Genomic DNA, 26132 nt, shown 5'->3' on the forward strand with positions numbered 1-26132 from the left:
GTTTCTCTCGCGTGAGCTCCGCAATGAGCCGGACCGGAACTGAAATCGCCATCATTGGCATCGCCGGGCATTACCCGAAGTCCGACAGCATCAACGACTTCTGGCGTCAGGTAAGGGATGGCACCGAGCTGGTGACGTTCTTCACGGAGGAGGAGCTGCGCAAGCGCGGCGTGCCCGCGGAGCTCGTCTCCCATCCGAAGTTCGTCAAGGCGGCGGCGTACCTCGAGGACATGGAGCAGTTCGACGCCACCTTCTTCGGCATTCCCCCGAAGGAGGCGGCCATCCTGGACCCGCAGCACCGCCACTTCCTGGAGTGCGCGTGGGAGGCGCTGGAGGACGCGGGCTACAACCCGCAGGGCGTGCCCGGGCGCGTGGGCGTCTACGCCGGCGCCGCCATGGACACGTACCTGCTCTACAACCTGATGCGGAACCCGGTGGCCCTCGCCACCGACCCGCTTCAGCTCCAGCTCGCCAACGACAAGGACTATTTGACGACGCGGGTGTCCTACAAGCTGAACCTCCGCGGTCCCAGCCACCTCGTCCAGTCCGCATGTTCCTCGTCGCTCGTCGCCACCCACGTGGCGTGTCAGGCCCTGCTCAACGAGGAATGTGACGTCGCGCTCGTCGGCGGCGCCTCGGTGCTCGTCCACACGCGGTACGGCTACATGCACACCGAGGGCGGCGTGGCGTCCGTGGACGGGCACTGCCGCAGCTTCGACGCCGATGCCACCGGCACCCTCTTCGGCAGCGGCGTGGGCTGCGTGGTGCTCAAGCCGCTGGACCGCGCGCTGGAGGACGGCGACCACGTCTACGCCGTCATCCTGGGCACCGCCATCAACAACGACGGCAACCTCAAGGCCGGCTTCACCGCGCCCAGCATGGAGGGCGTGTCCGAGGTGGTGCTGGAAGCGCTCGGCAACTCGGGCGTCGAGCCGGACAGCATCGGCTACGTGGAGGCCCACGGCACGGCCACGCGGCTGGGAGACCCCATCGAGCTGCAAGGCCTGACGAAGGCCTGGCGCAAGTACACGCGCAAGAAGCAGTTCTGCGCCATCGGCTCGGTGAAGACGAACGTGGGCCACCTGGACGCGGCGTCCGGTGTGACGGGCCTCATCAAGGTAGCCCGCGCGCTGAAGGACCGCGTCATCCCGCCCAGCCTGCACTTCAAGCGCCCCAACCCGGCGCTGGAGCTGCCGGAGAGCCCCTTCTTCGTCAACGACAAGACGCGCGCCTGGGAGAGCCAGGGCGGCCCCCGTCGCGCGGCCGTGTCCTCGCTGGGCATCGGCGGCACGAATGCGCACGTCATCCTCGAGGAGGCCCCGCCCCCGGAGGCGTCCACGCCCGCGGAGCCCTACCAGTTGCTGGTGCTCAGCGCGCGCACGTCCGGTGCGCTGCAGCGGGCCACCGACAACCTGGCCGACCACCTGGGCGAGCAGCCGGACCTGCACCTGGGAGACGTGGCGTACACGCTTCAAACGGGGCGCCAGCACTTCACGCACCGCCGCTTCGCCGTCGTCCGTGACGGGCAGGACGCGCTCGCGGCGCTGTCCACGCCGGAGCGGCTGCCCACGCGCCAGCAGGCCGCCCAGCGCCCCTCGGTGGCCTTCCTGTTCTCCGGGCAGGGCTCGCAGTACGCGGGCATGGCCGCGGGCCTCTACCGCCGCGAGCCGGTGTTCCGTGAGCACTTCGACGCATGCGCGGAGCGGGTGCGCGCCGTGCGGGGGACGGACCTGCGCGCGCTCGTCATGGGCGAGGGCACGGGCGCCGACGAGCGGCTGAAGGCCACGGAGTGGACGCAGCCCGCCCTCTTCGCGGTGGAGTACGCCCTGGCGCGCCTGCTGATGCACTGGGGCATCCGGCCGAGCGTGCTGATGGGGCACAGCATCGGCGAGTACGTGGCCGCGTGCCTCGCGGGCGTGTTCTCCGTGGCGGACGCGGTGACGCTGGTGTGCGAGCGGGGCCGGCTGATGGCGAGCCTGCCGCCGGGCGCGATGACCTCCGTGCCCCTGGCGGAGGAGGCCGTGCTGCCGCTGCTGGGCCAGGAGCTGTCACTGGCCGCGGTGAACGCCCCCGGCCGCTGCGTGGTGGCCGGTCCCACCGCGGCGGTGGAGGCCTTCGAGCGCCGGCTGGAGGAGCGCGGGCTCAAGCCGCGGCGCCTGCAGACGTCGCATGCCTTCCACTCGTCCATGATGGACCCCATCCTGGAGGAGTTCACCCGGAAGGTGCGCTCGGTGGAGCGCAAGGCCCCGAAGCTGGAGGTCATCTCCAACCTCACCGGCAAGCCCTTGCAGGCGGAGGAGGCCACGGACCCGGCGTACTGGGCGCGGCACCTGCGCGGCGCGGTGCGCTTCTCCCAGGGCGTGACGGAGCTGCTCCGCAAGCCGGACCGGCTCGTGCTGGAGGTGGGCCCCGGCAACGCGCTGACGACCTTCGCCTTGCAGCACCCGGACCGGGCCACGGGCGTCGTCGTGTCCCCCACCCTGCCCCATGCGCTGGAGCGCGAGCGCGACGTGCCCGTGCTGCTCGAGGCCGTGGGCAAGGCGTGGCAGGCGGGCGTGGACGTCGACTGGAAGGCCTTCAACGGCCGCGCGCGGCGGCTGCGCGTGCCGCTGCCCCCGTACCCGTTCGAGCGGCAGCGCCACTGGCTGGAGCCCTCGCCCTCGACGGGTGGAGGCCTGTTGCCGGGGGGCGGCGCGCCCGGTGGTGCTCCCGGTGGCTTCCCGGTCTCCTCCGCCTCCGGCTCCGTCGCGGCCTCCGCGGCCGAGGCCGCCGAGGTGGTCCCCGAGGGAAACCGCCCGGAGCTGGCGGCCTCCTACGCCGCGCCCCGTGACGCGCTGGAGAAGGCGCTGTGCGCCCTCTGGAGCGACCTGCTCGGCGTGGACCCCATCGGCATCCACGACAGCTTCTTCGAGCTGGGCGGTGACTCCGTCATCGGCCTGCAGCTCCTCGGCGCCCTGCGCAGCCGGTGGCGCGTGGAGCTGGCGGTGCGCCAGTTGTTCGAGTCGCCCACGGTGGCGCAGCTCGCGGAGCGCGTGCGGGAGCGCCAGCAGCCCCAGGCAGAGGCCGGCACGTCCCTGCCGCCGCTGGTGGCGGGCCCTCGCGACGGCGCCGTGCCGCTGTCGTCCTCGCAGCAGCGCCTGTGGTTCCTCGACCAGCTCCAGCCGGGGAGCGCCTTCTACAACATCCCCGCGGTCCTCCGGCTGGAGGGCGCGCTTGACGTCGTGGCGCTGCGGCGCGCCTTCGACGTGCTGGTCCAGCGCCACGAGGCGCTGCGCACCACCTTCTCCTCGCATGAGGGCCAGCCCGTCCAGGTCATCCATCCGCCGGCCCCGGTGCCGCTCGCGATGATGGACCTGCAAGGCCTGCCCGAGGAGATCCGCGAGGGCGAGGCCCGCCGGCTCGCGCTGGAGGAACTGGGCCGCCCGTTCGACCTGGGCACCGGCCCGCTGCTGCGCGCCACCCTGCTGCGCCTGGACGGCCAGCGCCACGTGCTGGCGCTGGTGATGCACCACATCGTCTCCGACGGTTGGTCCATGGGTGTGCTGATTCGCGAGATGGCCGCCCTCTACCTGGCGTTCCGCGCCGGGCAGACGCCGTCCCTGCCCGCGCTGCCGGTGCAGTATGCGGACTACGCGCTCTGGCAGAGCCGCTGGCTGACGAAGGGCGAGGTGCTGGAGAAGCAGCTCGCGTACTGGAAGCAGCAGCTCGCCGGGGCGCCCGCCGCTCTGGAGCTGCCCACGGACTTCCCGCGCCCCGCTGTGCAGTCCTTCCGTGGCGCCGCCCTTCCCGTCCGCCTTCCCCGTCCACTCTCGGAGGCCGTGAAGGAGCTGGCCCGCCAGCAGGGCGCCACGCCGTTCATGGTGCTGCTGGCGGCGTGGAACGCGCTGCTCCACCGCTACAGCGGGCAGGACGACATCGTCGTCGGCTCGCCCATCGCCGGCCGCCGCTTCTCCGAGGTGGAGGGCCTGGTCGGCTTCTTCGTCAACACGCTGGTGCTGCGCGCTCGCCCCGGGCAGGCCGCCTCCTTCCGCGCCCTGCTGGGCCAGGTGCGCGATGCCACGCTGGGCGCCTACGCGCACCAGGACCTCCCGTTCGAGAAGCTGGTGGAGGAGCTGCAGCCCGCGCGCAACCTGGGCCGCACGCCCCTGTTCCAGGTCTTCTTCGTCCTCCAGAATGCCCCGCAGGGAGCCCTCGAAGTCCCCGGCATGAAGCTGGCGCCCGTGGACCTGGACCCGGGCACCTCCAAGTTCGACCTGGAGCTGTCGCTCTTCCCGTCCGAGGACGGCTTCCACGGCACCCTCACGTACAACACCGACCTGTACACGGCCGCCACCGCCGAGCGCCTCGCGGGCCATCTTCACGTGTTGCTGGAGGGCGCGCTGGCGTCGCCGGATGCCCCGCTGGCCACCCTGCCCCTGCTGCCTCCCTCCGAGCGCAAGCAGGTGCTGGCGGACTTCAACGCCACCGGCACGGACTACCCCGCGGACACCTGCCTGCACACCCTCGTGGAGCGGCAGGCCGCGCTGCGTCCGGACGCGGTGGCGGTGGAGTTCGGAGAGTCCAGGCTCACGTACCGGCAGCTCGATGAGCGCGCCAATCAGCTCGCGCACCACCTGCGCTCGCTTGGCGTGGGCCCCGACGTGCCCGTCGCCCTGTGCCTGGAACGGTCGCTGGAGCTGGTGGTGTCGCTGCTGGCCATCCTCAAGGCCGGTGGCGCCTACGTGCCGCTGGATGCGTCCTACCCCGCGCAGCGCCTGGAGCACATGCTGGAGGACTCGCGCGCGCGGGTGCTGGTCACCACGCGTGAGCTGGGGGCGAAGCTGCCCGCCGCCGCGAATCTGCCCCGCGTCCACGTGGAGGAGGAGGCCTGGAAGGGGCTGCCTGTCTCCGCGCCCGTGACGGGCGTGACGGCCCGCAACCTCGCGTACGTCGTCTTCACCTCCGGCAGCACCGGCCGTCCCAAGGGCGTGGCCGTGGAGCACCGGAGCATCCAGCGCCTGCTGAACGCGCCCCGCTACGCGAGCCTGAGCCATGAGGAGACCTTCCTCCTCATCGCCCCCGTGTCCTTCGACGCCTCCGTCCTAGAGCTCTGGGGACCGCTGGCCCATGGCGGCCGGCTGGTGGTCTTCCCGCCCCAGTCTCCCAGCGACCTGGACCTGCTGAGCACCGTGCTCCAGCGCCACGGCGTCACCACGCTCCACCTCACCGCGGGCCTCTTCTCGCAGGTGGTGGACCTGAAGCCGGACGCGCTGCGCGGCGTGCGCCAGTTGCTCACGGGGGGCGACGTCGTCAGTGCCCCCCACGTGCGCCGGGTGGTGGAAGGAATGCGCATTCCGGTGACGGCCTGCTACGGCCCCACCGAGGCGACTCTCTTCACCTCCACGCACCGCATGACGGAAGTGGCCCAGGTGGGCGCCTCCATCCCCATCGGCTCGCCCATCTCGAATACGCAGGTGTACGTGCTGGACCGGCACTTCCAGCCGACGCCCGTGGGCGTGCCCGGTGAGCTGTTCGTCGGTGGTCCGGGCGTGGCCCGGGGCTACCTCGGCCGGGCAGACCTCACCGCCGAGCGCTTCATTCCCGACCCGTTCGGCGCCGAGCCGGGTGGCCGACTCTACCGCACCGGTGACCAGGCGCGCTGGCGTCACGACGGCGTGCTGGAGTTCCTGGGCCGCATCGACACCCAGGTGAAGGTGCGCGGCTTCCGCATCGAGCTGAGCGAGGTGGAGGCCGCCCTGCTGGCCTACCCGGCCGTGCGCGAGGCCGTCGCCGTGGTGCGCGAAGACGTCCCCGGCGACAAGCGCCTCGTGGGCTACGTGGTGGCCCAGGAGGGCCAGCCGCTCGACACCGCGGCCCTGCGCGCCGTCCTGCAGCAGCGCCTGCCCGAGTACATGGTGCCCTCCGCCCTCGTCCGGCTGGAGGCGCTGCCGCTGACGTCCAACGCGAAGGTGGACCGCAAGGCGCTGCCCGCGCCGGACGGGGCGCTCACCCAGCGCGCCTACGTGGCCCCGCGCACCGATACCGAGCGGCGTCTGGCCGCGGTCCTCGCCGAGGTGCTGCGCGTGCCCGCCGTGGGCGCGTTCGACGACTTCTTCGAGCTGGGCGGCCACTCGCTGCTCGCCACCCAGGCCCTCTCGCGCCTGCGCGCCGCCTTCGGCGTGGAGCTGCCCCTGCGGGCCCTCTTCGAGTCCCCCACGCTGGAGCAGCTCGCGCTCCAGGTGGACACCGCGCTCCGGGCCGGCCAGCAGAAGGCCCTGCCTCCGCTGCGGCCCGCGCCGCGCGACGGCGACCTGCCGGTGTCCTTCGCGCAGCAGCGCCTGTGGTTCCTCGACCAGCTCCAGCCCGGCACCGCCACGTACAACATCCCGGCGGCCCTCCGGGTGGACGGGGCGCTGGACGTCGCGTCACTGGAGCGCGCCTTCACGGAGCTGGTCCGCCGCCACGAGGCGCTGCGCACCACCTTCCGCGACGTGTCCGGCAACCCCGCCCAGGTCATCCACCCACCCGCGCCGTTCGCCCTGCCGGTGGTGGACCTGTCCTCCCACGCAGACCCCGAGGCCGAGGCCCGCCGCCTCACCGGTGAAGAGGCCGTCCGCCCGTTCGACCTCGCCCGAGGTCCGCTGCTGCGCGCCACCCTGCTGCGCCTGTCCGGCCCCCGGCACGTGCTGCTGATGACGATGCACCACATCGTCTCCGACGGTTGGTCCATGGGCGTGCTCGTGCGCGAGATGGCCGCGCTCTACCGCGCCTTCTCGGCCGGCCAGCCGTCGCCCCTGCCCGCGCTGCCGGTGCAGTACGCCGACTACGCCGTGTGGCAGCGCGACTGGCTCCAGGGCGAAGTGCTGGAGGGACAGCTCCAGTGGTGGCGCGAACAGCTCGCCGGCGTGCCGCGCGCGCTGGAGCTGCCCACCGACTTCCCGCGTCCCGCCGTGGCGTCCGCGCGGGGGGCCTCGCATCCCGTGCACCTGCCGCGCGCCCTGACCGAGGCACTGGAGGCGTTCTGTCGCCGCGAGGGCGTCACCCCCTTCATGGCGCTGCTGGCCGCCTTCCAGGTGTTGCTGGGCCGCTACAGCGGGCAGGACGACGTCGTCGTCGGCTCGCCGGTAGCGGGGCGTGAGCGTGCGGAGCTGGAGGGCCTCATCGGCTTCTTCGTCAACACCCTGCCCCTGCGCGCGCGGCTGTCCGGCGAGGACTCCTTCCGTACCCTGCTGGGCCAGGTGCGGGAGACGGCGCTCGGCGCGCTCGCCCATCAGGCCGTGCCCTTCGAGCGGCTGGTGGAGGAGCTGAACCTGGAGCGCGACCTGAGCCGGCCCCCGCTGGTCCAGGTCCTGTTCGCCTTGCAGAACGCGCCCACGGCGGCGCTGGAGGCCGGTGGCCTGAAGCTGGCGCCGGTGGTGCAGGACAGCCAGACCGCCAAGCTGGAGCTGGTGCTGTCCCTGGAGGCGACGGCGGACGGCTACCGCGGCACGCTGGAGTACAGCACCGACCTGTTCACCGCGGCGACCGCGGCCCGGATGATGGCGCACCTGGGCGTGCTGCTGGAGTCCGCGGTGGCGCGGCCGGAGTCGCGCCTGGATGACCTCGACTACCTGACGGCAGAGGAGCGCCAGCGCATCGTCCACGCGTGGAACGACACCGCCGGTGACTACCCGCGCGAGCTGCACCTCCACGACCTGTTCACCGCTCAGGCCCTGAGCACGCCCGACGCCGTCGCGGCGGAGCTGGGTGACTCGCGGCTCACCTACCGCGAGCTGCACCTGCGCTCCAACCGCCTCGCGTGGCACCTGCTGTCGCTGGGCACCCAGCCCGAGCAGAAGGTCGCCTTCTGTCTCGACCGCTCCTTCGACCTGCTGGTCGCCATGCTCGGCGTCCTCAAGGCGGGCGCCGCGTACGTCCCCATCGACCCGGAGTACCCCGCCGACCGCGCGGCCTTCATGCTGCGCAACTCCGGCGCCTCCATCCTCCTCACCCACGAGCGCCTGAGGAGCCAGTTCCCCGAGGACGGACTGCGCACTCTTTGTTTGGGCGAGGGCGGACTGGACCTGGGCACCGGCCGTGACGACACGCCCGTCACCGCCGTCCGTCCGGACAACCTCGCGTACATCATCCACACCTCCGGCTCCACCGGCCGGCCCAAGGGCGTCTCCGTCCGCCACGGCCCCGCGGTCAACCTCATCCACTGGGTGAACACCACCTTCCAGGTGGACGCCACGGAGCGGCTGCTCTTCGTCACCTCGCCCTGCTTCGACCTGTCCGTCTACGACGTCTTCGGCATCCTCGCCGTCGGCGGCACCGTCATCATCGCCACCGAGCGCGACCTGAAGGACCCGGAGCGCCTGGCCTCGCTGCTGCGCGAGCGCCGCATCACCTTCTGGGACAGCGCGCCCGCGGCGCTCCAGCAGCTCGTCGCCCACTTCGGCGAGGGCGGCCCGGCGCTCCGGCGCGTCTTCATGTCCGGCGACTGGATTCCCCTCACCCTGCCGGATGCCATCCGCGCCCGCTTCCCCAACGCCCAGGTCATCAGCCTCGGCGGCGCCACCGAAGCGACCATCTGGTCCAACTTCTTCCGCGTCGGCGCGCTCCAGCCCACGTGGACGTCCATCCCCTACGGCCGTCCCATCACCAACGCGCGCTACTACGTGCTCGACTCGCGGCTGCGGCCGCTGCCGGTGGGCGTCGCGGGTGACCTCTTCATCGGCGGCGAGTGTCTCGCGGACGGCTACGCCAGCGCTCCGGCCCTCACCGCCGAGCGCTTCATCCCCGACCCGTTCAACCCGTCTGCCGGCGCGCGCATGTACCGCACCGGCGACCGCGCCCGCTTCTTCGCGGACGGCAACATCGAGTTCCTCGGCCGCGCGGACCAGCAGGTGAAGGTGCGCGGCTTCCGCATCGAGCTGGGCGAAATCGAGTCCGTCTTCGCCGAGCACCCGGCCGTCCGCGAGGTGGTGGTGGACGCCCGGGGCCCGGCCCGTGGCGACCGGCGCCTGGTGGCGTACCTGGTGGCACGCGCCGGGGAGAGCCTCCCCACCGTGTCCGAGCTGCGCCGCTGGGCCACGCGCAAGCTGCCCGAGTACATGGTGCCCTCGGCCTTCGTCACCCTGGAGGCCATCCCGCTCACCTCCAACGGCAAGGTGGACCGCAAGTCCCTCCCCGAGCCCGACGGCGCCCGCCCCACGCTGGAGCGCGAGTTCGTCGCGCCGAGCTCCCCGGTGCAGCAGGCGCTCGCCGGCATCTGGGCCCACGTCCTGCGCCTGGAGAAGGTGGGCATCCACGACAACTTCTTCGAGCTGGGCGGCCACTCGCTGATGGCCACCCAGGTGGCCTCGCGCCTGCGCGAGACGCTGAAGGTGGAGCTGCCCCTGCGCGAGCTGTTCGCCGCCCCCACCGTGGCGGAGCTGGCCGCGCGCGTCGAGCAGCGGCTGGCCACGCCGCCGGCCGCGCTGGCGCCCCTCACCCCGAGGGCGCGCGAAGGCTCGACGTTCCCGCTGTCCTTCGCCCAGCAGCGGCTGTGGTTCCTGGACCAGCTCGAGTCGGGCAGCCCCTTCTACAACATCGCCACCGCCGTCCGGATGGACGGGCCGCTGGACGTGGCCGTGCTGGAGCGCTGCTTCCAGACGCTGGTGCAACGGCACGAGTCGCTGCGCACCACCTTCCGCGCGGAGGCGAATGGCCCCGTGCAGGTGCTGAGCCCCGAGTCCACGCTGACGCTGGCGCGCGTGGACCTGGGCACCCTTCCCGCCGCCGAGCGCGAGCCCGAGGCCCTCCGGCTCACCGCCGAGGAGTCCGTGAAGCCCTTCGACCTGGCGAAGGGCCCGCTGCTGCGTGCCACCCTGTTGCGGCTGGAGGAGCAGCGGCACCTGCTGTTGCTGACCATGCACCACGTCATCTCGGACGGTTGGTCCATGGGCGTGGTGGTGCGGGAAATCGCCGCCCTCTACGCGGCCTTCTCCACCGGCGGGGCATCCACCCTGCCGGAGCTGCCCGTGCAGTACGTGGACTACACCCTGTGGCAGCGAGAGCTGCTCCAGGGGGCCGCGCTGGAGACGCAGCTCGCGTACTGGAAGCAGCGGCTGGAGGGCGCCGCGCGCGTACTGGACCTGCCGACGGACCGGCCCCTCCCCGCGGCGCAGACGTTCAACGGCGGCCGAGTGCCGGTGCGGCTGACGCGCGAGGTCTCCGAGTCTCTCAAGGCCCTGGCGCAGAAGCAGGGCGCCACGCCCTACATGGTGCTGCTGGCGGCATGGCAGACATTGCTGCACCGGTACTCGGGGCAGGAGGACGTGCTGGTGGGCTCGCCGGTCGCGGGGCGCCACCAACTGGAGACGGAAGCGCTGGTGGGCTGCTTCGTCAACACTCTGGTGCTTCGGGCCCGCGTGAATGACGGAACCCGTTTCACTGACTTGCTGACGCAGGTGAAGGAGGCGTCCCTGGGCGCGTTCGCGCACCAGGATCTGCCCTTCGAGAAGCTGGTGGAGGAGCTGCAGCCCGAGCGCAGCCTGAGCCACCCGCCGCTGTGCCAGGTGGTCTTCACCCTGCACAACACGCCGATGCCGGAGCTGTCGGTACGGGGACTCTCCCTGCGCCTGGTGGAGCCGGAGCCGCGCATGTCGCAGTTCTTCCTCGCGCTGCACCTGGAGGAGACGGCGGAGGGCTTCACGGGCTCGCTGGTCTACAACTCGGACCTGTACGACGCGAGCACGGTGGCGAGGATGGCGTCCCACCTGGCCACGCTGGCCGGTGGCATCGCCGCTTCACCGGAGCTGCCGGTGGGTGAGCTGCAGCTCATGGACGAGGCGGAGCGGCGGCAGGTGCTGCTCGCGTGGAACGACACCGCGGCGGAGTACCCGCGTGACGCCTCCATCCACGCGCTGTTCTCCGAACAGGCCACGCGTACGCCCGGCGCGGTGGCGCTGGTGCACGGCGGCGAGACGCTGACGTACGGGGAGCTGGAGCGGCGGGCCAACCAGCTCGCGCACCACCTGCGGGCGCTCGGCGTGAAGCCCGGTGCGCGCGTGGGCGTGTGCCTGGAGCGCTCGGCGGAGCTGGTGGTGTCGCTGCTGGGCGTGCTGAAGGCCGGAGCGGCGTACGTGCCGGTGGACCGGAACTATCCGGCCGAGCGTATGGGCTACGTGCTGCGGCAGGCCGGCGTGGGCGTGCTGCTGACGCAGGAGGCACTGGCGGACGACCTGCCCGAAACGGGCAGCCTGCTGGTGATGCTGGACGCGGAGTGGGACGCCATCGCCACGCAGCCGGGCACTGCCCCCGAGCTGCGCATGGGCGGGGACGCGCTGGCGTACGTGATGTTCACCTCGGGGAGCACCGGACTGCCCAAGGGCGTGTGCGTGCCCCACCGGGGCGTGGTGCGGCTGGTGAAGGGCAACGGCTTCCTGCACTTCGGGCCGGAGCAGGTGTGGCTCCAGGCGGCGCCGGTGGCCTTCGACGCGTCGACGCTGGAAATCTGGGGTGCGCTCCTGCACGGGGCGCGGCTGGTGCTGGCCCCGCCGCGGAGCCTGTCGCTGGAGGAGCTGGGCGGGCTGCTGGTGAAGCACGAGGTCAGCTCGCTGTGGCTCACGGCGGCGCTCTACGAGCAGATGGTGCTGAACCAGGGCGCCGCGCTGACGGGTGTGAAGCAGGTGCTGGCCGGCGGCGACGTGCTGCCCGCGAAGCGCGTGCGGGAGCACCTGGCGCGGATGACCCGGGATGCGGTGCTGGTCAACGGCTACGGGCCCACGGAGAACACCACGTTCTCCGCGACGCACACGCTGCGGCACGGGGATGTGGTGGGACATGCGGTGCCCATCGGCCGGCCGCTCGGACACTCGACGGCCTACGTGCTGGACGCGGCGCTGCGGCCCGTCCCCGTGGGCGTGCCCGGTGAGCTGTTCGTCGGCGGAGACGGACTGGCCTGGGGCTACCTGGACCGGCCGGAGCTGACGGCGGAGCGCTTCGTTCCGCACCCGTTCGCCACCGTGCCCGGGGCGCGGCTGTACCGCACCGGCGACAAGGCGAAGTGGCGCGCGGACGGCACGCTGGAGTTCCTGGGCCGCACCGACTTCCAGGTGAAGGTGCGCGGCTTCCGCATCGAGCTGGGTGAAGTCGAAGCGGTGGTGCGCCAGTGCCCTGGCGTGGAGGAGGCGGTGGTGGTGGCGCGCGAGGACGCGCCCGGTGACAAGCGGCTCGTCGCGTACGTGGTGGGCGAAGGCGTTGACGCCCGCACGGTGAAGACGGCCGTACAGCAGAAGCTGCCGGAGTACATGGTGCCCGCGGCCGTGGTCGTGCTGGAGGCGCTGCCGCTATCCCCCAACGGGAAGGTGGACCGCAAGGCCCTGCCCGCGCCGGAGGCCCCGGCCCCGAGCGAGGGTGACGCCTTCGTCGCGCCCCGTACCGAGGTGGAGGAGCAGCTCGCCGCCATCTGGGCGGAGGTGCTGCGGGTGGAGCGCGTTGGCGCCCACGACGACTTCTTCGAGCTGGGCGGCCACTCGCTGCTGGCCACGCAGGTCGTCTCCCGCATCCGCGCCACGCTCGGAGTGGAGCTGCCGCTGGGCGACCTGTTCGAGGCCCCCACGGTGGCCCTGCTCGCGGAGCGCCTGGGCACCCTGAGCCATGCCGCCGCCGGCCCCGCGATGGTGCCCGTCGAGCGCACCGGCCCGCTGCCGCTGTCATTCGCGCAGCAGCGCCTGTGGTTCCTGGACCAGCTCCAGCCCGGCAGCGCGACGTACAACGTGCCGAGCATGGTGCGCCTGGAGGGCGAGCTGAACGCCGAGGCGCTCGATGCGGCGCTGCGCGCCCTGGCACGGCGTCACGAGGTGCTGCGCACCACCTTCGCGCTCCAGGGTGACACGCCCGTCCAGCACATCCATGCGGAGGGGCTCACGACGCTGTCCGTCGTCAGCCTGGAGCACCTGCCTGCGGAGATGCGCGCCGAGGAGGCCCGGCGCCGGGCCGTTGAGGAGGCGTGGCGCCCGTTCGACCTGGCACGCGGGCCGCTGATGCGGGCCACGCTGCTGCGCCTGGAGCCCCGGCGTCACCTGCTGCTGCTGACGCTGCACCACATCGTCTCGGACGGCTGGTCCATCGGCGTGATGGTGCGCGACCTGGGCGAGCTGTACCGCGCCTTCAACGAGGGCCAGCCGCCGCTGCTTCCGGCGCTGCCCGTGCAGTACGCGGACTACGCGGTGTGGCAGCGGCAGTGGCTTCAGGGGGAGGCCCTGCAAAGGGAGCTGGCGTGGTGGCGCGATCAGCTCTCGGGCGCCCCCGCCGCCCTGGAGCTGCCGACCGACCGTCCCCGTCCCGCCGTGCAGACCTTCAACGGCGCCGCGGTGCCGGTGACGCTGCCGCGCGCGGCGAGCGAGGCCGTGAAGGCGCTGGCCCAGCGCCACGGGGCCACCGACTTCATGGTGCTGCTGGCGGCGTGGCAGCTCCTGCTGTCGCGCTACTCGGGCCAGGATGACGTGAGCGTCGGCTCGCCCATCGCCAACCGGACCCGCGCGGAGACGGAGGGCCTCATCGGCTTCTTCGTCAACACACTGGTGCTGCGCGCGCGCATCGACGCGCGGGCCTCCTTCCGCGAACTGCTGGCCCAGGTGCGCGCCTCGACGCTGGCGGCGTACGAGCACCAGGACGTGCCCTTCGAGCGGCTGGTGGAGGAGCTGCAGCCGCAGCGCGACCTGAGCCGCGGCCCGCTGTTCCAGGTGATGTTCGTGCTGCAGAACGCGCCCGGCTCGGAGCTGTCGCTGCCCGGGCTGAAGCTCGGCCTGGAGGCGGTGGAGGACACCACGGCCAAGTTCGACCTCGGCTTCAGCCTCGAGGAGCGGGACGGCGGCTTCGCGGGAACGCTCGGCTACAACACCGACCTCTTCGACGAGGCGACGGTGACGAGGATGGCGCGGCACTTCGTCGCGCTGGTGGACTCGGTGGCCGCGGACGCGGAGCGTCCCGTGTCGCACTGGAGCCTGCTGTCCGAGGCCGAGCGCCAGCAGGTGCTGGTGGAGTGGAATCGCACGGGCCCGACGCCCGCGACGGACGGGGCCCTGCACTACCTCGTGGAGGCCCAGGCGGAGCGCACGCCGGACGCCACCGCGCTGGTGGTGGGCACGCGGCGGCTCACGTACCGGGAGCTCGATGAGCGGGCCAACCAGCTCGCCCACCACCTGCGCTCGCTGGGCGTGGGCCCCGAGGTGCCGGTGGCCGTGTGCCTGGAGCGCACCGCCGAGCTGGTGGTGGCGCTGCTGGGCATCCTCAAGGCCGGTGGCGCCTACGTGCCGCTGGACCCGGTGTACCCGCGCGAGCGCCTGGCCTACACGCGCGAGGACGCGCGGAGCCCGGTGCTGGTGACGCAGCGCTCGCTGGCGGAAGGCCTCCGCATGCCCGGCACGCACGAGGTGCTGCTGGACGGCTGCGAGGCGGTGGCGCATGAGCCGGTGCACCGGCCGGTGCGCCTCAACACGCCGAACCACCTTGCGTACGTGCTCTACACGTCCGGCAGCACGGGCCGGCCCAAGGGCGTGGCCCTGGAGCACCGCAGCGCGGTGGCCTTCGTGCACTGGGCGCTGGACACCTTCACCCGCGAGCAGCTCTCCGGCGTGCTGGCGGCGACGTCGGTGTGCTTCGACCTGTCCGTCTTCGAGCTGTTCGTCCCGCTGGCCTGTGGTGGCCGGGTGTACCTGGCGGACAACGCCCTCGCGCTGCCGTCGCTGCCGGCCGCGGGCGAGGTGACGCTCGTCAACACGGTGCCCTCCGCCATGGCGGAGCTGGTGCGGATGAAGGCCCTGCCCGCCAGCGTGGGCACGGTGAATCTCGCCGGTGAGCCGCTTCCCGCGGTGCTGGCCCAGGCGCTGTACGCCACCGGCACGGTGCGGGGCGTGTACAACCTGTACGGCCCCACCGAGGACACGACGTACTCCACGTACACGCGGGTGCCGGAACGCTCCGCCCTGCCCCCCTCCATTGGACGCCCGCTGGCGGGGACGCAGGCGTACGTGCTGGATGCCCTGCTGCGGCCCGCGCCCGTGGGCGTGCCCGGCGAGCTGTACCTGGGCGGCGCGGGACTCGCGCGGGGTTACCTGCATCGGCCGGAGCTGACGGCGGAGCGCTTCGTGCCGGATCCGTTCAGCGCCACGCCGGGCGCCCGCATGTACCGCACCGGCGACAAGGTGCGCTGGAAGGCGGACGGGACGCTGGAGTACCAGGGCCGCATCGACTTCCAGGTGAAGGTGCGCGGCTTCCGCATCGAGCTGGGCGAGGTGGAGGAGGCCGTGCGCGCCTCCTCGGCGGTGCGCGACGTGGTGGTGGTGGCGCGCGAGGACGTGCCGGGTGACAAGCGCATCGTCGCGTATGTGGTGCCGGCCCAGGGTGGAACGCTGGACGCCGCGGAGCTGCGCGCCCACGTGCAGCAGCGGCTGCCGGCCTTCATGGTGCCCTCGGCCTTTGTCGTATTGCCGGCGCTGCCTCTGACGCCCAACGGCAAGGTGGACCGGAAGGCGCTGCCTGCGCCCGACCTGACGGCGGTGGGCCGGAGCTTCGTCGCCCCGCGCACGCCCACCGAGGAGCAGCTCGCCACGCTGTGGTCCGAGGTGCTCCGCACCCCGCGCATCGGCTCGGAGGACCACTTCTTCGAGCTGGGCGGCCACTCGCTGCTGGCCACCCAGGTGGTCAGCCGCATCCGGGCCGCCTTCGGGGTGGAGCTGCCCCTGCGCGTCCTCTTCGAGGCGCCCACGCTCGCCGAGCTGGCCCGGCGCATCGACGCCACCGGGAGGAATGTGTCCTCCGCGCCGCCGCTGGTGCCTGCGCCGCGCACGGGAGCGCTGCCGCTGTCCTTCGCGCAGCAGCGCCTCTGGTTCCTGGACCAGCTCCAGCCCGGCGGCACCACCTACAACCTGCCCACCGCCCTGCGGCTGGACGGCCCGCTGGATGTGCCCACGCTGGAGCACGCCTTCACCGAGCTGGTGCGCCGGCACGAGTCGCTGCGCACCACCCTCCACGACGAGGGCGGCGAGCCCGTGCAGCGCATCCACCCGCCCGCGCCCTTCCCTGTCGCCGTGGTGGACCTGTCCACGCTGCCCGAAGCATCCCGCGAGGCCGAAGCGGACCGCCTCACCCGGGACGAGGCCTCGCGGCCCTTCGACCTGGCGCACGGCCCGCTGCTGCGCGCAGTCCTGCTGCGCCTGGGTGAGCAGCGGCACATCCTGCTGCTGACGATGCACCACATCGTCTCCGACGGCTGGTCCATGGGCGTGCTCGTCCGCGAGATGGCCGCGCTCTACCAGGGCCTCCGCGCCGGACGCGCCCCGGCCCTGCCGTCCCTGCCGGTGCAGTACGCCGACTACGCGGTGTGGCAGCGCGCGTGGCTGCAAGGCGAGACGCTGGAGGGACAGCTCGCGTACTGGCGGCAGCAGCTCTCCGGCGCACCGCCCGCGCTGGAGCTGCCCACCGACTTCCCGCGCCCGCCCGTCCAGTCCGCCCGGGGTGCCACCGTCCCGGTGCACCTGTCGCGAGAGCTGACCGGGGCGCTCAAGTCGCTCGCGCAGCGCGAGGGCGCCACGCCCTTCATGGTGCTGCTGGCCGCCTTCCAGGCGCTGCTGCACCGCTACAGCGGCCAGGCCGACATCGTCGTCGGCACGCCCATCGCGGGCCGCCGCTACGCCGAGCTGGAGGGCCTCATCGGCCTGTTCATCAACACGCTCGCCCTGCGCACCCGGTTCGACGACGCGCCCTCGTTCCGCACGCTGCTCGGCCGCGTGCGGGACGCCACCCTGGGCGCCTACGCGCACCAGGACCTGCCCTTCGAGAAGCTGGTGGAGGAGCTGCAGCCCCAGCGCGACCTGGCCCGCTCTCCCCTCTTCCAGGTCATGCTCGTCCTCCAGAATGCCCCGGGCGAGCCGGCGGCGGGCCTCACGCGAGGTGAGGACAGCCTCTCCGTCCAGCCGATGGAGCTGGAGAGTCACACCACGAAGTTCGACCTCGACCTGCACCTGTTCGAGCAGCCCGATGGCTTCGTGGGTCAGCTCGGCTACAGCACCGACCTGTTCGAGCGGTCGACCGTCGAGCGCCTGGTGGCGAACCTGCGCGTGCTGCTGGAGGGCATCGTCGCCCGTCCGGACGCGCGCGTCGGTGAGCTGCCCCTGCTCACCGCCGGCGAGCGCCAGCAGGTCCTGGTGGACTTCAACGCCACGGGCCGGGACTTCGCGCCCCGCCGCTCGCTGCACGCCCTCATCGAGGAGCAGGCCGCGCTCCACCCGGAGCGCCCCGCCGTCGCCTCCGAGGGCCGGACGCTCACCTACGCGGAGCTGGAGGCCCGCGCCAACCAGCTCGCGTGGCACCTGCGCTCGCTGGGAGTGCGCCCCGAGTCCTGCGTCGCCCTGGGCCTGGAGCGCTCGGTGGACACCGTGGTGGCGCTGCTGGGCGTGTGGAAGGCTGGCGGCGCCTACGTGCCGCTGGACCCGTCGCAGCCCGCCGAGCGCCTGCGGCTGATGGTGGAGGAGGTCTCCGCCCCGGTGGTGGTGACGGCGTCGCGCCACGCGGCCACCTTCGCCGGCACCTCGGCCCGACTCGTGCTGCTGGACTCGGAGGCAGACGCCCTCTCGCGCCAGCGCGCCGACGCACCGCCCTGTGACGTGTCGCCGGAGAACGTGGCCTACGTCCTGTTCACCTCCGGCTCCACCGGCAGGCCCAAGGGCGTGGCCGTGGCGCACGCGCAGCTCCTCAACTACGTCCAGTCCGTCACCGAGCGTCAGGGCCTGGCCGAGTGCCGGAGCTTCGCGCTGGTGTCCACCTTCGCGGCGGACCTGGGCAACACGGTGCTCTTCCCCGCGCTGTGCACCGGCGGGCTGCTGCACGTGCTCTCGCAGGAGCGCGCAGCCAGCCCCACCGGCGTGGCGGAGTACTTCCAGCAGCACCCGGTGGACTGCCTGAAGATCGTCCCCTCGCACCTCGCGGCGCTCCTCACCGCGGCCGAGCCCCGGCACGTGCTGCCGCGCAAGCGGCTGGTGCTGGGCGGCGAGTCCTCCACCTGGGAGCTGCTCTCCCAGGTGCGGGCACTGGCCCCCGAGTGCGAGGTGTTCAACCACTACGGCCCCACCGAAACCACGGTGGGTGTGCTGACGGGCCGGGTGGAGCTGCCTCCCTCGCAGCCCGCCCCCGCCACCGTGCCGCTGGGCCGGCCCCTGGCCAACACGCGGCTGTACGTGCTGGACGACTCGCTGTGTCCGGTGCCCCGGGGCGTGCCCGGAGAGCTGTTCATCGGCGGCGCGCAGGTGACGCGCGGCTACCTGAGCCGGCCGGAGCTGACGGCGGAGCGGTACGTGCCGGACCCATACGCCCCGCTGCCGGGCGCGCGCCTGTACCGCACGGGAGACCGCGTGCGCTGGCTGCCGGACGGGCGCCTGGAGTTCCTGGGCCGCGTCGACTTCCAGGTGAAGGTCCGCGGCTTCCGCGTGGAGCTGGGTGAAATCGAAGCGGCGCTCCGTGCGGACCCGCGAATCGCCGAGGCAGTCGTGGTGGCGCGCACCGACGGCGGTGCCGAGCCGCGGCTGGTGGCGTACGTGACGGGCCGCGCGGGCTCGCAGGGAGTGGAGGTGGACGCCGTGCGGCGCACGCTGCGCGAGCGGCTGCCCGAGTACATGGTGCCCTGGGCCCTTGTGGTCCTGGACGCGCTGCCGCTCACGCCCAACGGCAAGGTGGACCGCAAGGCCCTCCCGGCGCCCCAGGGCTCCGCGACGGCCACGTCCGCCGAGCACGTCGCCCCGCGCACGCCCACGGAAGCGCGGCTGGCCTCCATCTGGGCGGAGCTGCTCCGGGTGGACAAGGTCGGAGCCCGGGATGACTTCTTCGAGCTGGGCGGCCACTCGCTGCTGGCCACGCGGGTGGTGGCCCACGTGCGCGCCGCGTTCGGCGTGGAGCTGCCCCTGCGCGCGCTCTTCGAGCACCGCACGCTGGAGGCGCTGGCCGCGCGCATCGAAGGCCTCGAGTCGAACGGCTCCGTCCGGGGCCTGCCTCCGCTGAAGCGGGCCGGACGAGACGGGCCGCTCCCGCTGTCCTTCTCGCAGCAGCGGCTGTGGTTCCTGGATCAGCTCCAGCCCGGCTCCGCCGCCTACAACGTCCCCTCCGCCCTCTGGCTGGAGGGCACGCTGGACGTGACGGCCCTGGAGCACGGCCTGACCGAGCTGGTGCGCCGCCACGAGTCCCTGCGGACCACCTTCTCCACGAGAGAGGGCCAGCCCATCCAGGTCATCCACCCGCCCGTCCGGGTGCCTCTCACGGTGGTGGACCTGAGCGAGCTGCGCGGCGAGGCCCGCGAGGCCGAGCTCTCACGCCTCGCGACCGAGGACGCGCTCCGCCCGTTCGACCTGGCGCGCGGCCCCCTGCTGCGCGTCACCCTGCTGCGCCTGGAGGAGCAGCGGCACCTGCTGCTGCTCGGGATGCACCACATCATCTCCGACGGCTGGTCGCGGGGAGTGCTGATGCGTGAGCTGGGCGCCCTCTACGGCGCCTTCGCCTCGGGCCAGCCCTCGCCGCTGCCCGAACTGCCCGTGCAGTACGCCGACTTCGCCCTCTGGCAGCGCGAGTGGCTCCGCGGTGACACGTTGGAGCGGCAGGTCGCGTGGTGGAAGCAGCAGCTCTCCGGCGCGCCGCCGCACCTGGAGCTGCCCACGGACAAGCCCCGCCCCGCGGTGCTCTCGTCCCGTGGCACCGTGGTGCCCGTGCGCCTGTCGCGCGAGCTGAGCGAGTCCGTGGAGGCGCTGGCCCGCCGTGAGGGCGCCACGCCCTTCATGGTGCTGCTGGCCGCCTTCCAGCTCCTGCTCTCCCGCTACTCCGGCCAGGAGGACGTCAGCGTCGGCTCGCCCATCGCCGGCCGCCGTCACGCGGAGACGGAGGGCCTCATCGGCTTCTTCGTGAACACGCTCGTCCTGCGCGCGCGTCTGGACGACGGGGCCTCCTTCCTCCAGCTCCTGCGGCAGGTGCGGGAGACCACGCTCGGGGCCTACGAGCACCAGGACGTGCCCTTCGAGAAGCTCGTCGAGGAGCTGCAGCCCGTGCGCGACCTGAGCCGCACGGCGCTCTTCCAGGCGCTCTTCACGTTGCAGAACGCCCCCATGGGGGACCTCTCCCTCCCCGCGCTGTCGCTGCGGCCGATGGAGACCGACGCCTCCACCGCGAAGTTCGAGCTCACCCTCAGCCTGACCGGGTCCCCGGACGGCTTCGCCGGAGGGCTCCAGCTCAGCACCGACCTCTTCACCGAGGCCACCGGCGCCCGCATGGCGCGGCACCTCCAGGTGCTGCTGGAGGCCATCGTCACCCGGCCGGAGCAGCGCCTCGCCGAGCTGCCGCTGCTGACCTCTGACGAGCGCGAGCAGGTGCTGCGCGCGTGGAATGACACCGCGGCGGAGCTTCCGCCCGAGGACTGCTTCCACCACGCCTTCGAGCGCCAGGCCGCCCTCACTCCAGACGCGCCCGCCGTGTGCTTCGAGGGCACGGCGCTCTCGTTCGCGCAGCTCGAGGCCCGCGCCAACCAGCTCGCCTGGCACCTGCGCTCCCTGGGCGTTGGCCCGGACGTCCGCGTGGCGCTCTGCTTCGAGCGCTCCGTGGAGATGGTGGTGGCCCTGCTGGGTGTCATGAAGGCGGGCGGCGCCTACGTGCCGATGGAGCCGTCCTGGCCCGTCCAGCGCCGCGCCTTCGCGCTCCAGGACTGCGCCGCGCCCGTGCTGCTGAGCCAGCAACACCTCGTCGCCTCGTGGAAGCCGGAAGGCGTCCACGTGCTGTGCCTGGATGCTCCGCTGCCGGCGTCGCTGCCCACGCACGCTCCCGCGCCGGCCACCTCGCCGGATGACCTCGCCTACGTCATCTATACGTCCGGCTCCACCGGCACGCCCAAGGGCGTCATGGTGCGGCACCGCTCGGTGCTCAACCTCCACCGGGCCCTGCGGCGGACGGTCTACGCCGGCCTGCCCTCGGGCTCGCGCGTCAGCCTCAACGCCCCGCTGGCCTTCGACGCCTCCGTCCAGCAGCTCGTCCAGCTCCTCGACGGGCACTGCCTCGTCATCGTCCCGGACGCCCTGCGCCAGGACCCCAGGGCCCTGGTGGCCTGGCTCGCGCACCACCGCGTCCAGGCCCTCGACTGCACGCCGTCCCTGCTGCGGCTGTTGCTCGATTCCGGCCTGCTGGAAGGGGCCCATGTGCCGGAGCTGCTGGTGCCCGGCGGCGAGGCCATCGACGCGGCCCTGTGGCAGGTGCTGGCCGCCTCCGAGCGCACCCGCACCTTCAACGTCTACGGCCCCACCGAGTGCACCGTCGACGCCACCACCTTCCGCCTCGTCTCCGGCACGCAGCCCACCATCGGAGCGCCGCTGCTCAACATGCGGGCCTACGTCCTGGACGCGCACCTGCGGCCGGTGCCCGTGGGAGTGCCCGGAGAGCTCTTCCTCTCCGGCGCGGGCCTGGCGCGGGGCTACCTCGCGCGCCCCGGCCTCACCGCCGAGCGCTTCCTGCCCGACCCCTTCGGCACCACGCCCGGCGCGCGCATGTACCGCACCGGCGACAAGGCCCGCTGGCGGGAGGACGGCACGCTGGAGTACCTGGGCCGCCTCGACTTCCAGGTGAAGCTGCGCGGCTTCCGCATCGAGCTGGGCGAAATCGAGGCGGCCCTCACACTCCACCCCGCCGTGCGCGACGCGGTGGTGGTGGTGCGCGAGGACACGCCGGGAGACCAGCGCCTCGTGGGCTACTTCACCGCGAATGGCCTGGTGGCCGAGTCCGCCACCCTCCACGCCTTCCTCCAGGAGCGGCTCCCCGCGTACGAGGTGCCCGGCGCCCTGGTGGCACTGGAAGCCCTGCCGCTGACGTCCAACGGCAAGGTGGACCGCAAGGCGCTGCCGGCGCCGGACGCCACGCTGCTGGCGCGCGCCTGGGTCGCCCCGAGCACGCTCACCGAGGAGCGGCTCGCCGCGCTCTGGGCCGAGGTGCTCCGCGTCGAGCGCGTGGGCCGGCACGACCACTTCTTCGAGCTGGGCGGCCACTCCCTGCTGGCCACGCAGGTGATGGCCCGCGTCCGCTCGGCCTTCGAGGTGGAGCTGCCCCTGCGAGCCCTCTTCGAGGCGCCCACGCTGGAGCAGTTCGCGCTGCGCGTGGAGCGGGCGGCCACCGGCGCCTCGCTGCCGCCGCTACGCCCCGCGCCCCGGGGCGACACGCCGCCGCCGCTGTCCTTCGCGCAGCAGCGGCTGTGGTTCCTCGAGAAGCTCCAGCCCGGCTCGCCCACGTACAACATGCCCACGGCCCTGCGGCTCGACGGCATGCTGGACGTGGCGGCCCTGGAGCGCGCCTTCACGGAGCTGGTGCGCCGTCACGAGTCCCTGCGCACCACCTTCGCCGAGGAGCGCGGCACCGCCTTCCAGCGCATCTCCCCGCCGGCGCCCTTCCACCTGCCCGTGGTGGACCTGTCGTCCCACGAGGACCGCGAGGCCGAGGCCCGTGAGCATGCGCGGCGGGACGCCGTCCACCCGTTCGACCTGGGCCGGGGCCCGCTGCTGCGCGCCTCGCTGCTGCGCCTGTCCGGGCACCAGCACGTGCTGCTCCTCAACCTGCACCACGCCGTCTCCGACGGCTGGTCCATGGGCGTGCTGGTGCGCGAGGTGGTGGCCCTCTATGAGGCCTTCCGTCAGGGCCAGCCGTCTCCGCTGCCCGAGCTGCCGCTCCAGTACGCGGACTACGCCCTCTGGCAGCGCCAGTGGCTGAAGGACGACGTGCTCGCCCGGCAGGTGGAGTGGTGGAGGCAGCAGCTCTCCGGGGCGCCGCATGCCCTGGAGCTGCCCACGGACTTCCCGCGTCCGCCCCTCCAGTCCTTCAACGGCCGCATCGTCCACTTCCAGCTCCCGCCCGCGCTCACCCGCGCGCTGGAGTCCTTCAGCCAGAAGGAGGGCGCCACCCTCTTCATGGGCCTGCTGGCCTGCACGCACGCCCTGCTCTCGCGCTACTCCGGACAGGACGACCTCGTCATCGGCTCGCCCATCGCGGGCCGCCGCGCCTCCGAGCTGGAGGGGCTCATCGGCTTCTTCGTCAACACGCTGGCCCTGCGGGCCCGGCTGGACGACGCGCCGTCCTTCCGCACGCTGCTGCGCCGCGTCCGCGAGACGACCCTGGACGCCTACGCCCACCAGGACGTGCCCTTCGAGAAGCTCGTCGAGGAGCTCCGCCCGCGGCGCGACCTGAGCCGCTCGCCGTTCTTCCAGGCGATGCTCGTCCTCCAGAACACGCCGGAGGCCGCGGGCAGTGCCGCCGGCTCACTCTCCGTCCGCCCCGTCGAGGTGGAGGACCCTGCCGCGAAGTTCGACCTCACCTTCACCTTCGCCCCCTCACCCGAGGGCCTGCGCGGCTCCATCAGCTACTGCGCCGACCTCTTCCGTGAGGACACCATCCGCCGGCTCGCCACGCACCTCCAGGTGCTGCTGGAGGCCGCCGTGCGGACCCCGGAGGCGCCGCTCTCCACGCTGCCCCTGCTCACTGACAGCGAGCGGCACCGGCTGCTGGCGGAGCTCAACGACACGCGCACCGTCCTCCGGCGCTCCCGCATCCACCACCTCTTCGAGGCCCAGGCCGCTCGCACTCCCGAGGCCACCGCGCTCGTCGCGGGTGAAGCGCGGCTCACCTATGGGCAACTCGACGCGAGGGCCAACCAGCTCGCCCGGCACCTGTGCTCGCTCGGCGTCGGCCCCGAGGCGCGCGTCGCCGTGTGCCTGGAGCGCTCCGAGGAGCTGCTCATCGCGCTGCTGGCCATCCTCAAGGCGGGTGGCGCGTACGTCCCGCTGGACCCCGCCTACCCCCGCGAGCGACTGGACTTCACGCTGGTGGACTCCGGCTCGCGCCTGCTGCTCACCCAGCAGACGCTGCTGGACACCCTGCGGCTGGAAACGGGCGGCCTGACGACGCTGTGCCTCGACTCGCGGCGCGGCGTGTTCGCCCACCAGTCCACCGAGCCCGTGGAGTCCCGGGCCTCGGAGGACCACCTCGCCTACGTCATCTACACGTCGGGCAGCACCGGCCGGCCCAAGGGCGTCGCCATCACCCACGCCAGCGCCACCGCGTTCCTGGACTGGGCCACGCGCACCTTCTCCAGGGCCCAGCTCGCCGGCACCCTGGCGGCCACGTCCATCTGCTTCGACCTGTCCGTCTTCGAGCTGTTCGCCCCGCTGGCCTGCGGCGGCACCGTCATCCTGGCGCGTGACGCCCTGGCACTGCCCTCGCTGCCGGCCGCCGCGGAGGTGACGCTCATCAACACGGTGCCGTCCGCCGTCGCCGAGCTGCTGCGCCTGCGCGCCCTGCCGGCCTCGGCGCGGACGGTGAACCTCGCCGGTGAGCCCCTGCCCGGCTCGCTGGCCCGGGCGCTGTACGCCACCGGCACCGTCGAGCACGTCTTCAACCTCTACGGCCCCACCGAGGACACCACGTACTCCACCTTCACCCGCGTGGAGAACGGCCCCGGGGAGCCCACCATCGGCGTGCCGCTGCCGGAGACTTCCGCCTACGTGCTGGATGCCCACGGACAGCTCCAGCCGCTGGGAGTGCCGGGCGAGCTGTTCCTCGCCGGCGCGGGCCTGGCGCGTGGCTACCTGGGCCGTCCGGAGCTGACGGCCGAGCGCTTCGTGCCAGACCCGTTCTCCGCCACGCCGGGCGCTCGCATGTACCGCACGGGCGACCTCGCGCGCCGGCTGCCGGACGGCACGCTGGAGTACCTGGGCCGCATCGACTTCCAGGTGAAGGTGCGAGGCTTCCGCATCGAGCTGGGCGAAATCGAATCCACGCTCCGCGACCACCCCGCGGTGGGAGGCGCGGTGGTGATGGCGCGTCAGGAGGCCACGGGCGACAAGCGGCTGGTGGCCTACGTGGTGCCCGCCGAGGGACGGACGCCCGAGGTGGACTCGCTGCGCCAGCTCCTGCGCGCGCGGCTGCCGGAGTACATGGTGCCCTCCGCCTTCGTCCCGCTCGCCGCCCTCCCGCTGACGCCCAACGGCAAGGTGGACCGCAAGGCCCTGCCGGTGCCCGACGCGCTGCTGACGCGCGAGGAGTACGTGGCGCCCCGCGACGCGCTGGAGCTGGAGCTGGCGCGCCTCTGGGAGGAGCTGCTGGGAGTCCACCCCGTGGGAGCGACGAGCCACTTCTTCGACCTGGGTGGCCACTCGCTGCTCGCGGTCCGGCTCATGGCGGCGCTGCGCGAGCGCACGGGCCGCGACCTGCCGCTCTCCGCGCTGTTCCAGGCGCCTACGGTTGAGGGCCTGGCGCGGCTGCTGGGACAGGTGGAGGCACCCTTCTCGCCGCTGGTGCCCATCCAGCGCGGCGGGGAGCGGCGTCCCTTCTTCTGTGTCCACCCCATCGGCGGCAACGTCCTCTGTTACGCCGAGCTGTCACGGCTGCTGGGGCCGGAGCAGCCCTTCTACGGGCTCCAGGCGCGCGGGCTCGACGGGCGGCAGCCTCCGCTGGAGCGCATCGAGGACCTGGCGGCCAGCTACGTGGAGGCCATCCGCGCGGTGCAGCCGCAGGGGCCCTACCAGCTCGGCGGCTGGTCACTGGGTGGAGTGGTGGCCTTCGAGATGGCGCGTCAGCTCCGGCAGCAGGGAGAGACGGTGGAGCTCCTGGCGCTCATCGACCCCACGCCGGTGATGCCGGACCGGGACGGGCTGGTGCTGGAGGATCCCGCCCAGATAGCGGCGCTCTTCGTCCGGGACCACGCGAGGCTCGCGGGCGAGGACGCGTGGATGCCCGAGCCCGGCGAGCGGGATGCCGTGCTGCGGGAGCTGCTGGAGCGCGGGCACCAGACGGGGCTGTTCCCCCGGGAGATGGGGCTGGAGCAGCTCCGCCCGCTGTTCGAGGTCTTCGCCAGCAACCTGCGGGCGGTCCAGCGCTACCAGCACCAGCCCCTCGACGGCCGCATCGTCGTCCTGCGTGCCAGCGAGTCTCAGGGCCGGGAGCGGGCATCCGACCTGGGCTGGACTCCGCTTGCCGGGAAGGGCCTGGAGGTCATCGACGTCCCCGGGGACCACTACGGCGTGCTGCGTGCGCCGCATGTCCGGACGGTGGCGGAGCGGCTCGCGCGGTGCATCGAAGCGGCACACCGTGCGAGCCGGGAGGAGCGGTCTCCCGCGGCCTGA

The 26132-nt window shown here is 72.9% G+C and carries 1 protein-coding gene; it reads left to right on the plus strand.

The window, feature by feature from the left end; all coding sequences use genetic code 11:
* The first annotated feature begins 23 nt into the window (after window positions 1-23).
* A complete protein-coding gene (locus K8638_RS38790; protein WP_223759781.1) occupies window positions 24-26132 on the plus strand; it encodes a non-ribosomal peptide synthase/polyketide synthase in 26109 nt (8702 codons plus the stop codon).

The organism is Myxococcus sp. RHSTA-1-4, from assembly GCF_020037125.1.
Taxonomy (GTDB): domain Bacteria; phylum Myxococcota; class Myxococcia; order Myxococcales; family Myxococcaceae; genus Myxococcus.

Bases quoted from the DNA above. Each gene is read 5' to 3' on its own strand.
- K8638_RS38790 (WP_223759781.1), top strand. From the start codon at position 24: ATGAGCCGGACCGGAACTGAAATCGCCATCATTGGCATCGCCGGGCAT.